This window comes from Streptomyces alkaliterrae, assembly GCF_007097205.2.
GTDB lineage: Bacteria > Actinomycetota > Actinomycetes > Streptomycetales > Streptomycetaceae > Streptomyces > Streptomyces alkaliterrae.
Genome location: NZ_VJYK02000023.1, coordinates 18,079 through 30,312, shown reverse-complemented (window position 1 = coordinate 30,312; position 12,234 = coordinate 18,079). Strand labels below are relative to the sequence as shown.

Genomic DNA, 12,234 nt, shown 5'->3' with positions numbered 1-12,234 from the left:
GGAGTGGTCGGTTGGCAGGGTGGGGGGATGCCGCAGCTGACCACGCCCACAGCCCGGGTTCGTACGTCCTTCCTGAAGGCCATGAGGGAGTTCGCCGACGAGAACGACGCCTGGTTCAACGGCAACTCGATGATCAGTGAGGAGATCCGCCGGTACGGCGACGTGTGGGAGGAACCCGAGGGGTTCGCCGGGTACGTCGCCGACGTGGTCGCGGCCGCCGATCCGGCGACCGAGCGCCCGGCGGGCTGGGTGCCCGCCACGGTCCTGTGGTACGTCGAGGGCGACGAGTGGCTGGGGCGGCTTGCCATCCGGCACGCGTACACCCCGCATCTGCTGGAGTACGGCGGCATCGTCGGCTACGAGGTCCGCCCCTCCGCCCGGCGCCGGGGGCACGCCACGGCCATGCTGCGGGCCGCCCTGCCGGTCGCGGCCCGCCTCGGTTTCGAACGGGTGCTGGTGACCTGCGACCACGACAACACCGGCTCCCGCAAGGTCATCGAGGCGTGCGGCGGCGTCTTCGACGACCAGCGCGGGGTGAAGCTGCGCTACTGGGTGCCCACCGGCGGACCGAGCCCGGCGGGCTGAGCCGCGACGGGGCGTCGTTCCGGTCGCCCCGGGCCGCCGACGTGCCCCCGAGGCCGTAACCTGGAGGGACGCCAAGCCATCGACTGACGAAGGACTGAACGACACTGGGCAAGCGACAGCCCGAAGGCCCGCCGCCGGCACCCGTGGTGCAGCGCGTACGCCTGCGCTACACCAAGCGCGGCCGCCTCCGGTTCACCAGCCACCGCGACTTCCAGCGCGCCTTCGAGCGGGCCCTGCGCCGCGCCGAGGTGCCGATGGCGTACTCGGCGGGTTTCACCCCGCACCCGAAGGTCTCCTACGCGAACGCCGCACCCACCGGCACCGCGAGCGAGGCCGAGTACCTGGAGATCGCGCTCGCCGAGCGACGCGACCCCGCCCTCGTCAGGAAGCTGCTGGACGACTCGTTGCCGGACGGGCTGGACATCGTCGACGCGGTCGAGGCGCACGTGCCCGGATTCGCCGACCGGCTCACCGCTTCCTGCTGGGAGCTGCGGCTGGACGGTGTCGAGCCGGCGGAGGCCGAGAAAGCCGTCGCGGCCTTCCTCGCCGCCGAGAACGTCGAGGTCGAGCGCCAGACCAAGAAGGGCATGCGCACCTTCGACGCCCGCGCCGCCGTCGCCTCCCTGGAGTGCGTCGCCGAGGGGCGGCCCGGCGGGGGAGATAGGCCGGGGGCGGGTCCCTGTGCGATACTGCGCCTGGTAGTGCGGCACCTGACACCTGCCGTACGACCCGACGACGTCCTGTCCGGCCTCCGAGCTACGGCCGACCTGGCGCCGCCGGTCCCCGCAGCGGTGACCAGGCTGGCGCAGGGGCCGCTCGATGAGGAGACCGGCACGGTGACCGACCCGCTGGCGCCCGACCGCGACGCAACCCCCGTCGCGACGGCGCCCGGAGCCACCGCGTAAGGCCGACGTCGCGGCGCCGCCGACGAGCCCGGAACCCAGGGAGCCACCCGGGTACCGCCGTCCGGCAGGCGCGTGGACCAGAAGACTTTCGCCGTAGCCGGGCCGAATGGCCAGGAACCGGCGAGTGAGACAACAGCTCCCGTGTGGCGCTCGCGCCCCGGGTCAGGTACACCGCGGAAGCGCGCGTGCCACGGCCGGCAGGGCGCCGCGCCCGGGAGCGTGACGGGAGATACCCCCGCATGCTCGAAGCCAGTGACTCCGCGACCGCGGAGCCGAACGAGAACAGTTCACCGAGTGACAACCTGCCGCCGCGCCGGCGCAGGGCCGCTTCCCGACCGGCCGGACCACCGGCCGCCACGGAACCGCCGCCCGCCGAGGTGACGGTCACGGCGGCCGAGGCGGCCGGGCAGGAGTCCGCGGCCGCAGCCGACACCGCGGTGTCCGGCGGCGCCGAGGCCGCCACCGCCGTCGCGCCCGCCGCCGAGGAGACACCGGCCGCCGCCGCGCGGCCGACCCGTACGCGCCGCCGCGTCGTGCGCGCGCCCGCCGGTCCGCCGGTGCCCGCGTCGGAGACCACCGCCGCCCCCGAGCCCGCGCCGGAGGCGCCCGTGTCCCAGACGTCGGAAACACCCGCCACCGAGACGGCGCAGGCCGAGACGGCACCGGCCCGGGAGGCCACCGAGGCGCCCGCCAAGCCGGCGCGCGCCCGCCGCCGTGCCACCCGACCGGCCGCCGCCCCGGCGCCCGAGGCCGTGCCCGACACGACCTCCGAGGCCGCTCCCGTGACGGAGTCCGCCGAGCCGACGGGCGAGGACGTCGCAGTGGGTGCCCAGGCGCAGTCCGCGGAGGAGCCGGCGGCCGAGAAGCCGAGCAAGCCGGCCCGTACCCGCCGCCGCGCCACCCGCCGCGGCGGCGCGGCCGAGCCCGCCGCGGAGCAGAGCGGCGCCGCCGAGTCCCAGGCTGCCGCTGTGACCGAGCCCGCCGTGACCGAGCCCGCCGCGGCCGAGAGCGCCGAGGGCGCCGAGCCGGCCGCGGAGGCCGCGGACGCCGTGCGGGAGGCGCCGGTCAAGGCCGCGCGCACCCGCCGTCGGGCGACCCGTGCCGCCGCCGCGCCGGAGGAGGAGGCGGCGAGCGCCGAGTCCGCGCCGAGCAGTGAGAGCACCGAGGAGGGGGCCGCCGCCGAGGAGGCCCCGCGCCCCGCCGCGCGTACCCGTCGCCGCGCTTCCCGCGCCTCCGGGGAGACGACCGCCGCGCCGGAGCAGGCTGCCGCCGAGGCCGCCGGGGAGGGCGAGGCCCGGGCGCCGCGTGGCCGCCGCCGTGCGGCCACCACCATGCTCTTCCAGGCGCCGGTGTTCACCGAGCCGATGTTCCAGACTCCCGAGACGGCCGCCGCCGCGCAGGCCGCCGCTCGTGCGGAGGAGGCGTACGACGACGAGGCCGCGGAGGCCGAGGAGGCTGAGCCGGAGTCCGCCGAGGAGGTCGAGGCCCGCGAGGAGGCCGAGGCCGAGGACGAGGGCGCGGAGCGTCCTTCGCGCCGTCGCCGCCGGGGCGGTCGTCGTCGCCGCCGCGCCGAGCTGGCCGAGGAGGCCTCGGGCGAGGGCGAGCCGGAGTCCGCCGAGGAGGCGGGGGACGCCGAGGGCGCCGAGCGCCCGAAGCGTGCCCGCCGGGCCCGCGCCGAGGACGAGCAGCCGTCCGAGTCGGCGGCCGAGGGCGAGGAGGCGGAGGAGACGACCGCCGCGGAGTCCGACCAGCCGGAGGCCGGCGCGCCGTCGACCAGCAGCTCGCGGCGCCGTCGTCGGCGCCGCCGCCGCAGCGGGGACGCGGCCGAGGGCGCCGAGGCGGCCGAGGGCGCGCCCGCCGCGCCGGACGACCCCGAGCGCACGGTCGTCAAGATCCGGGAGCCGCGGAAGAAGAAGGACGAGCAGCCCAGCGACGAGGTCCAGTCGATCAAGGGTTCCACCCGGCTGGAGGCCAAGAAGCAGCGCCGCCGGGAGGGCCGTGAGCAGGGCCGTCGCCGGGTGCCGATCATCACCGAGGCCGAGTTCCTGGCGCGCCGCGAGGCGGTCAAGCGCGAGATGATCGTCCGCCAGTACGGCGAGCGCACCCAGATCGCGGTGCTGGAGGACGACGTCCTCGTCGAGCACTTCGTGAACAAGGAGCAGTCGACGAGCTACGTCGGCAACGTCTACCTCGGCAAGGTGCAGAACGTCCTGCCGTCGATGGAGGCGGCGTTCGTCGACATCGGCAAGGGACGCAACGCCGTCCTGTACGCCGGTGAGGTCAACTTCGAGGCGCTGGGCGTCTCGGGCGGCCCGCGGCGGATCGAGAACGCCCTGAAGTCCGGCCAGTCGGTGCTGGTGCAGGTCACCAAGGACCCGATCGGCCACAAGGGCGCCCGGCTGACCAGCCAGGTCTCGCTGCCCGGCCGCTACCTGGTGTACGTGCCCGAGGGCTCGATGACCGGTATCAGCCGCAAGCTGCCGGACACCGAGCGGGCGCGGCTGAAGCAGATCCTGAAGAAGGTCGTCCCCGAGAACGCCGGCGTCATCGTGCGCACCGCCGCCGAGGGCGCGAGCGAGGAGGAGCTGGCGCGTGACGTCCAGCGGCTCCAGGCGCAGTGGGAGGACATCAAGAAGAAGGCGGAGAAGGGCAACGCCCCGACGCTGCTGTACGGCGAGCCGGACATGACCGTCCGTGTCGTCCGGGACATCTTCAACGAGGACTTCTCGAAGGTCGTCATCAGCGGTGAGGACGCCTGGTCGACGGTCCACGAGTACGTCTCGCACGTCGCGCCCGACCTGGTCGAGCGGCTGAACAAGTGGACCTCGGACGTGGACGTCTTCGCCACGTACCGGATCGACGAGCAGCTGATGAAGGCGCTGGACCGGAAGGTCTGGCTGCCCAGCGGCGGCTCGCTGGTGATCGACCGGACCGAGGCGATGGTCGTCGTCGACGTCAACACCGGCAAGTTCACCGGCCAGGGCGGCAACCTCGAGGAGACGGTCACCAGGAACAACCTGGAGGCGGCCGAGGAGATCGTGCGTCAGCTGCGGCTGCGCGACCTCGGTGGCATCATCGTGATCGACTTCATCGACATGGTGCTGGAGTCCAACCGGGACCTGGTGATGCGGCGTCTGCTGGAGTGCCTGGGCCGCGACCGCACCAAGCACCAGGTCGCCGAGGTCACCTCGCTCGGACTGGTGCAGATGACCCGCAAGCGGGTCGGCCAGGGCCTGCTGGAGTCGTTCTCCGAGTCCTGTGTGCACTGCAACGGCCGCGGCGTGATCGTGCACATGGACCAGCCGCAGTCGACCGGTGGCGGCGGCAAGCGGAAGAAGAAGGGCAAGGGCGGCGCGGCGCAGACCGAGGCCGTCCAGCCCGAGTCGACGCCGGAGATCGCCGCGCCCGCGGCCGAGCGTCCCGACGGGGAGTCGGCCGCCGAGGCCGCCGAGCTCGTCGAGCAGGAGCCGTTCGCGTTGCCGTCGCCGGAGTTCCGGCCGGACGAGGAGCTGTACAGCAGCGTCGCGGAGGCGGAGGCCGCCGCGGGTCGCCGCCGGGGACGTCGTCGGACGAGCCGCAAGGCGTCCGCGCCGGCGGGCCCGCCGCGCGCCGAGCAGCCGCAGGCACGCGCGGAGACCGCGCCGACCGAGCCGGCCGCCGCGCCTGAGAGCGTCGTCGAGGAGCCGGCCGCCGTGGTGGCCGAGCCCGAGCCGGCTGTGACCGTCGAGCCCGCGCCGTCCGCCGAACTCGTCGAGGCGCCGGTGGAGGAAGCGTCGGCGGCCGTCGAGGAGGCCGCCGCGCCGAGGGCCAGGGGGCGTCGCCGGGCGAGTCGGAAGGCGTCCGCGCCGGCGGGTGCGCCGCAGTCCGGCGAGGCCGCCGGTGTGATCACCGTTCCGGTGCCGGAGCGCACCGAAACCGCCGAGCAGCCGGCCGCCGAACCGGTCGGGGAGCCGGTGGCGGTCGCCGAGGAGTCGGCGGCGCCGCCCGCCAGGCCGCGGCGCCGGGTGGCCCGACGGGCTTCCGCGCCCGCCGGTTCGCCGGAGGGCGTGCAGGCGGCGGCGATCGTGGTGCCCGCCGCCGAGCGGGCCGCCGAGCCCGCCGAGCAGGCGGAGCCGGTCGAGGCCGCGGAGGCCGCGGAGCCCCGGGAGGCTCTGACGGAGGCCACGACGGAGGCGCCGGCGGAGGCGCCGGCGGAGGAGGCAGCCGGGAAGGCGGCGAAGACCGCCCGGAAGGCCGCCACCAAGAAGGCCGCCAAGGCTCCGGCGAAGAAGACCGCCAAGACGGCCGCGAAGAAGACGGCCAAGACGGCGGCCAAGGCGACCGCCAAGAAGGCGACCGCCAAGAAGGCGACGGCCAAGGCTCCGGCGAAGAAGGCGGCGGCCAAGGCTCCGACCAAGAAGGCCGCCGCGAAGAAGGCCGCCGAGCCGCAGGCCGAGACCGTCCCGGCGGGCTCCGCCGGCGAGGGTCCCGGCGAGGGCTGAGGTCGGTTCCGGTGCCCTGGGCGTCCGCCCGGGGCACCGGTCCGAACCGGTCCGCAGGGGCCGGTTTGACCCCAGGTCAAGGGCCCCGTAATCTTGACCGTCGGCGTGTCACTGGACATGCCGCACTCCTGAGCACATCCCTTCGGGGCGTCGGGCGTCGACCGCCCAGCCCCGGAGAGGCCGCCCACGCCATCTCGGACCGTTCGCGGGCCCGTTCCCGCGCCGGGCGGCTGGCATCAGGAGTCCGTCTACGAGCGAGAGAGAGTTCCGCGTGTACGCAATCGTGCGCACCGGCGGCCGCCAGCAGAAGGTCTCTGTGGGCGACGTCATCGAGGTCGACCGTCTTTCCACCACCAAGCCCGGCGACAGCGTCGAGCTCTCCACCATCCTGCTCGTCGACGGTGACTCGGTCACCAGCGACCCGTGGGTGCTGGCCGGTGTGAAGGTCCAGGCCGAGGTGGTCGACCACCACAAGGGTGCCAAGATCGACATCCAGAAGTACAAGAACAAGACCGGTTACAAGAAGCGGATCGGTCACCGTCAGCTGCACACCGCGCTGAAGATCACCGGCATCGACGCCCCGGCTAAGTGAGGGACTGAGAAACATGGCACACAAGAAGGGCGCATCGTCCACGCGGAACGGTCGTGACTCCAACGCGCAGCGCCTCGGCGTGAAGCGTTTCGGCGGTCAGGTCGTGTCCGCGGGTGAGATCCTTGTCCGCCAGCGTGGTACCCACTTCCACCCGGGCTCGGGCGTCGGTCGCGGTGGCGACGACACCCTGTTCGCGCTGAACGCCGGTGCGGTGCAGTTCGGCACCCACCGCGGCCGCAAGGTCGTGAACATCGTCCCGGTCGCCTGAGCGACGACCGCGACACACGTCACATCCCGAGGGCGGACCGCCTCTCCCCTGGTGGGGAAGCGGTTCCGCCCTCGGCGTGTTAGGACGGGGCACAGGGCACCGTCGACAGCAGTAACCGACCCGATTCTGGGAGGCAGACCGTCATGACCACCTTCGTGGACCGCGTCGAGCTCCACATCGCCGCGGGTAACGGAGGCCACGGCTGTGCCTCCGTGCACCGGGAGAAGTTCAAGCCGCTGGGCGGCCCGGACGGCGGCAACGGCGGCCGCGGCGGCGACGTGATCCTGGTCGTCGACCAGGACGTGACGACGCTCATCGACTACCACCACCGGCCGCACCGCGGCGCCACGAACGGCAAGCCCGGCGCCGGTGACAACCGGGACGGCGCGCACGGCAAGGACCTGGTCCTGCCGGTGCCGGACGGCACCGTCGTCCTGGACCGGAAGGGGGAGGTGCTCGCCGACCTCGTCGGCCAGGGCACCAGGTTCGTCGTCGGCCGCGGCGGTCGCGGCGGTCTGGGCAACGCGGCGCTCGCCTCCGCCCGCCGCAAGGCCCCCGGCTTCGCCCTGCTCGGCGAGCCGGGCGAGGTCCGGGACATCGTCCTGGAGCTGAAGACGGTCGCGGACGTGGCGCTGGTGGGTTACCCCTCTGCGGGCAAGTCCTCGCTGATCTCGGTGCTCTCGGCGGCCAAGCCCAAGATCGCGGACTACCCGTTCACCACCCTGGTGCCCAACCTCGGTGTGGTGACGGCCGGTTCGACCGTGTACACGGTGGCCGACGTGCCCGGCCTGATTCCGGGCGCCAGCCAGGGCAGGGGCCTGGGCCTGGAGTTCCTGCGGCACGTCGAGCGCTGCTCGGTGCTGGTGCACGTGCTGGACACCGCCACCCTGGAGACCGAGCGCGACCCGCTGAGCGACCTCGACGTCATCGAGGCCGAGCTCGCCGAGTACGGCGGCCTGGACAACCGGCCGCGGGTGGTCGTCCTCAACAAGGTCGACATCCCCGACGGCCAGGACCTGGCCGACATGGTCAGGCCGGACCTGGAGGCGCGCGGCTACCAGGTCTTCGAGGTCTCCGCGGTCGCCCGCAAGGGCCTGAAGGAGCTGTCGTTCGCGCTCGCGGCGCTGATCGACGAGGCCAGGGCGGCCGCTCCCCGGCAGGAGTCCACCAGGATCGTCATCCGGCCGCAGGCCGTGGACGACTCCGGATTCACCGTGACCAGGGAAGCCGAGGGCCTGTTCCGGGTGCGCGGCGAGAAGCCGGAGCGCTGGGTGCGGCAGACGGACTTCAACAACGACGAGGCCGTCGGCTACCTCGCGGACCGGCTCAACCGGCTCGGCGTGGAGGACGAACTGCTGAAGGCCGGCGCCCGGGAGGGCGACGGTGTGGCGATCGGCGACGAGGACAACGCCGTCGTCTTCGACTGGGAGCCGACCATGGCGGCCGGTGCCGAGATGCTGGGGCGCCGGGGCGAGGACCACCGGCTCGACGCCTCCCGTCCGGCCGCCCAGCGCCGCCGGGACCGTGAGGCGGAGCGGCAGGACGACCCGGACCGCGCCTACGAGGAGTTCGACCCGTTCGAGTGAGCGGACGGCCCCGTCACCCGTGAGGGTGGCCGGGGCCGCCGGTACGGCGAAGGCCCGCACCGTTCGGTGCGGGCCTTCGCCGTTGGACTACTGCGGGAGGGGACTACTGGCGGGCGGCCGTGGCGCTCTCGGCGGTCGCCGCGGACTCGCTCGGCGAGCCGTCCGGCTGGGCCGGGATGACGGGCTGCTCCGGCTGCTCCGGGACGGGGTACTTGGCGAGTGTGCGCTCGAAGTCCTTCGTGGACAGCAGCAGCTTGTAGATGATCGCCAGCTCGAACACCATGAGCAGCGCGCCCGCCACGATGGTGACCGGCATGACCGCGCCCAGCAGCGGGCCGATGATGAACACGGCCATCTGGAACTCGATGCCGCTGATCAGGTGGGTGCGGATGCGGTGACGCAGCAGGAAGGTCCGGAAGCGGCCGTACCAGGGGAAGCGGCCCTTGAACTCCACGTGGAGGTCGATGACCTCCTTCTTGCGGATCGGCTGCCCGTCGGCGTCCAGCTCCGGCTGCACGCCGTCGGCGCTCCGCTTGGCCTCGGCGTCCGCCGCGGTCTCGTCGCCGTTGTCCAGGTCGGCGGTCGGGTTCTCGCGGAGCAGGTCCTCCATGAAGGCCAGACCGGCCTCGTTGTCCCCGGACTGCTCGCCGTACTGCTCCTCCTGCGCGCGGCGGAAGGCCTTGGCGCGCGTCTTGATCTTCTTGCGCATGCTGTGGCGCACCTTGAAGATCTGGAGCGCGTCGATGTAGCGCAGCATGTCCAGGAAGACCACGGCGAGCGCGAGCCAGACGAAGGCGATGTCACCGGTCTTGTTGTACTGGCCGCCCATCAGGGCGATGGCGCAGGCCAGCACCCTGATGCGGTCGAAGACGTAGTCCAGCCAGCCGCCGAACTCCGAGCCGCGTCCGGTCAGCCGGGCGAGCTTCCCGTCCATGCAGTCCAGGATGAAGCTCAGGTGGTAGAGGCCGGCTCCGAGCAGCAGCCACTTCCAGTCGGCGAACCAGAAGCACACCGCCGCACCCAGACCGAGGAAGAGCGCCCCCCAGGTGATGCCGTTGGGGGTGATCCGGGGCCATCTCGCGACGACCCGGACGAGAGGCGTGGCCACCGGGTCGACGAGCAGAACCGTCCACCAGGCGTCGCGCTTCTTCTCCGTGAGGCGACGCACCTCGGCGAGAGGGGGAATGTCCATCTGATCAGCAATCTTCCCGTGAGCTATGGGACAGGTTCGGCCGCTTCGGAGGGCCGGTCACCGCCCGGCGTTCGCAAGGGCCACATGACAGGGCACACAACGTACTCGACCGAATCGTAGCTGATCTGAGCGTTCCCAAGAGGTGTCCGACCGGTGACGACCGGGTGCGCGGAATGACCGGCCGGCGCCGGTTGTGAGCGGTCTCGCACCGCGTTCCCGACCGTCACGTGGGGCGCCGACTTCACGGGAACGAATACCACGGAATGCGCAAAGGGGATATTTGTACTTTAGTTGGGTAATTTTCCGTCCCGCTTCGGCGGCCGGTGGCGTTCCGCATCCTCGCAGGTCGTCGCCGGTGCGACCGGTATTGCAACGGGTGCTGCGGCGTGTCGCTCGAACTGTTCCGTGGGGGTGCGGGGTGTGCGAGTTGTGACGAACCGGTGTGCGCTCGTGGAAGATGCCCGCCGTGTGCGACCGCTACCCACCCGGTATTCCGGGGGAAAAGCTGTGATGTGAGTCCCACCAGGACGCGGTGTGTGCCACGGCACTTTTTACCGCGTTATTACGTCCCGGCATCCGGTCCCCTTCCGGCCCCGCCCCGGACACCTCCGACGCCGGGTCGGGGAGTCACGTACAGTGCTGCGCGGACCAGCGGTCGAGCGGTGGGCAGGGAGAGAACACGGTGTCCGAGCAGGAGGAACGGGAGCTGCGCCCCGAGGTGACGGAGGCGCGCCGCGTTGTCGTCAAAGTCGGCTCCTCCTCGTTGACCACCGCCGCGGGCGGGCTCGACGCCGACCGGGTCGACGCCCTCGTCGACGTTCTCGCCGGACCCCAGGACCGGGAGATCGTCCTGGTCAGCTCCGGAGCCATCGCCGCCGGCCTGGCACCGCTCGGACTGCCCGGCCGGCCCCGCGACCTCGCCCGCCAGCAGGCCGCCGCCAGCGTCGGGCAGGGACTGCTCGTCGCCCGCTACACCGCCTCCTTCGCCCGCTACGGGCGCCGCGTCGGCCAGGTGCTGCTCACCTCCGACGACACCAGCCGCCGGGGCCACTACCGCAACGCCTACCGCACTCTCGACCAGCTACTGGCGATGGGCGTGGTCCCCGTGGTGAACGAGAACGACACCGTCGCCACCGACGAGATCCGCTTCGGCGACAACGACCGGCTCGCCGCGCTTGTCGCCCACCTCGTCAGGGCCGACCTGCTGATCCTCCTGTCCGACGTCGACGGCCTCTACGACGGCGATCCCAGCACCCCCGGCACCCGGCTCATCCCCGAGGTGCGCGGCCCGAAGGACCTGGCCGAGGTGTCCATCGGCAGTGTCGGCTCCGCGGGCGTGGGCACGGGAGGCATGGTCACCAAGGTCGACGCCGCGAGGATCGCCGCGGGCGCCGGCATCCCGGTCGTGCTCACCTCCGCGTCCCGCGCCGCCGCCGCGCTCGCCGGCCGCGCCACCGGCACCTACTTCCACCCCACCGGCCGCCGCTCGGCGAACCGGCTGCTGTGGCTGGCGCACGCCTCCGCCCCGCAGGGTGCGCTGATCCTCGACGACGGCGCGGTGGAGGCCGTCGTCAAGCGCCGCACCTCCCTGCTGCCCGCCGGCGTCGAACGGGTCGAGGGGGACTTCTCCGCGGGCGACCCGGTCGAGCTGCGGGATCGCACGGGCACCCCGGTCGCGCGCGGCCTCGTCAACTTCGACGCCCGCGAGATCCCCCCTCTGCTCGGACGTTCGACGCGCGAGCTGGCCAGGGAACTCGGACCGGCCTACGAGCGTGAGATCGTCCACCGCGACGACCTGGTACTCCTGCACTGAGCACCGGTCGCCGACGACACGCCCGGCGCGGCGCGAACGGCGCCCCGGCCCGGGCGCGGAACGACCTTTGCGCGGCACGTTCGGCAAAACGCCCACACCGGCGTGCCGGGACTGGTCAACTTTGTTGCGGGCACGCGTAGTCGGGCCCACGACCCACGCACAGGAGAACGAGCAGCGAAGGCGGACACGCGAACGGGCGGGCACCGACCGTGGACGGCGGACGGCAGACCGCCACCCGAGCAGCGCCCGGACGCGTACGTCGTACGTGAGGAGGCCACCGATGAGACGACTGGCCAGCGTCCAGCTGGGGTCTCCCCAGCACCGGAACGGGGAACAGGCGCCGACCGCGGCAGGGGAGCCCGGCCACCGGGAGGAGGCACAGACCTCCCGGCTGTGGCACGTCACCCTCAGCGTTGCCGGCGCGGAGGTGCCGTTGGCCGACGTCCGCCGCTCGCTGGAGCAGCTCGCCCACGACCACCCGTTCCTGCTGACCAGCCGCTACGCCAACGACCACGCGGAGATCCGCTACTGGGAGGAGGCCCGCGACCTGCACGACGCGGCCGCCGTCGCGCTGCGGCTGTGGGGCGAGCACCGGGCGACCGCGAAGCTGCCGCCGTGGGAGATCGTCGGGCTTGAGGTCATCGGCCGGGAGACGTACCACCAGCGGGTCGCGGAGGGCTACGGGCCGCCGCCCGCGGTACCGGTCGGCGTCCACCCGTTCTGACCCCCGCCGCGCCGTCCACCGGCGGCGGAACGGCGTCTCGGGTACCGGACCCGCGCGTGATCCGGGCCGCGTGCTGGCTACGCTGAAA

At 73.1% G+C, this 12,234-nt stretch carries 9 protein-coding genes; 8 read left to right on the top strand and 1 reads right to left on the bottom strand.

What is annotated here, in order from left to right; genetic code table 11:
• From FNX44_RS03985 to obgE, 6 genes are all read left to right on the top strand, one after another.
• The coding region (locus FNX44_RS03985; RefSeq protein ID WP_323369054.1) for a GNAT family N-acetyltransferase at positions 1–585 on the top strand (585 nt) is incomplete at its 5' end.
• A gap of 146 nt (positions 586–731) precedes the next feature.
• Entirely contained in the window at positions 732–1,490 is a 759-nt protein-coding gene (locus FNX44_RS03980; RefSeq protein ID WP_143646523.1) for a TIGR03936 family radical SAM-associated protein, read from the top strand.
• 239 nt (positions 1,491–1,729) lie between these two features.
• Positions 1,730–5,971 carry a ribonuclease E/G gene (locus FNX44_RS03975; protein WP_143646522.1) on the top strand — a complete coding sequence of 1,414 codons (4,242 nt, stop codon included), beginning with the start codon at positions 1,730–1,732 and terminating at the stop codon, positions 5,969–5,971.
• Between the two features lie 271 nt (positions 5,972–6,242).
• Positions 6,243–6,563: a 50S ribosomal protein L21 gene (gene rplU / locus FNX44_RS03970; protein WP_143646521.1), complete on the top strand. Its 321-nt coding sequence runs from the start codon at positions 6,243–6,245 to the stop codon at positions 6,561–6,563.
• 13 nt (positions 6,564–6,576) lie between these two features.
• On the top strand, positions 6,577–6,831 hold the full coding sequence (rpmA, locus tag FNX44_RS03965; protein ID WP_109498837.1) for a 50S ribosomal protein L27: 255 nt from the start codon (positions 6,577–6,579) through the stop codon (positions 6,829–6,831).
• A gap of 143 nt (positions 6,832–6,974) precedes the next feature.
• Positions 6,975–8,417: a GTPase ObgE gene (gene obgE / locus FNX44_RS03960; RefSeq protein WP_143646520.1), complete on the top strand. Its 1,443-nt coding sequence runs from the start codon at positions 6,975–6,977 to the stop codon at positions 8,415–8,417.
• 103 nt (positions 8,418–8,520) lie between these two features.
• Here obgE and FNX44_RS03955 read toward each other — a convergent pair whose 3' ends face one another.
• Positions 8,521–9,609, bottom strand: coding sequence for a CDP-alcohol phosphatidyltransferase family protein (locus tag FNX44_RS03955; RefSeq protein ID WP_143646519.1), 1,089 nt, complete (start codon positions 9,607–9,609; stop codon positions 8,521–8,523).
• Between the two features lie 682 nt (positions 9,610–10,291).
• On the opposite strand from FNX44_RS03955, the gene proB reads away from it, so the two are divergent.
• Complete coding sequence (gene proB / locus FNX44_RS03950) at positions 10,292–11,422, top strand: glutamate 5-kinase (RefSeq protein ID WP_143646518.1); 1,131 nt, start codon at positions 10,292–10,294, stop codon at positions 11,420–11,422.
• Positions 11,423–11,702: 280 nt separating this feature from the next.
• Positions 11,703–12,146 carry a DUF8830 family protein gene (locus FNX44_RS03945; RefSeq protein ID WP_143646517.1) on the top strand — a complete coding sequence of 148 codons (444 nt, stop codon included), beginning with the start codon at positions 11,703–11,705 and terminating at the stop codon, positions 12,144–12,146.
• Positions 12,147–12,234: the final 88 nt, after the last annotated feature.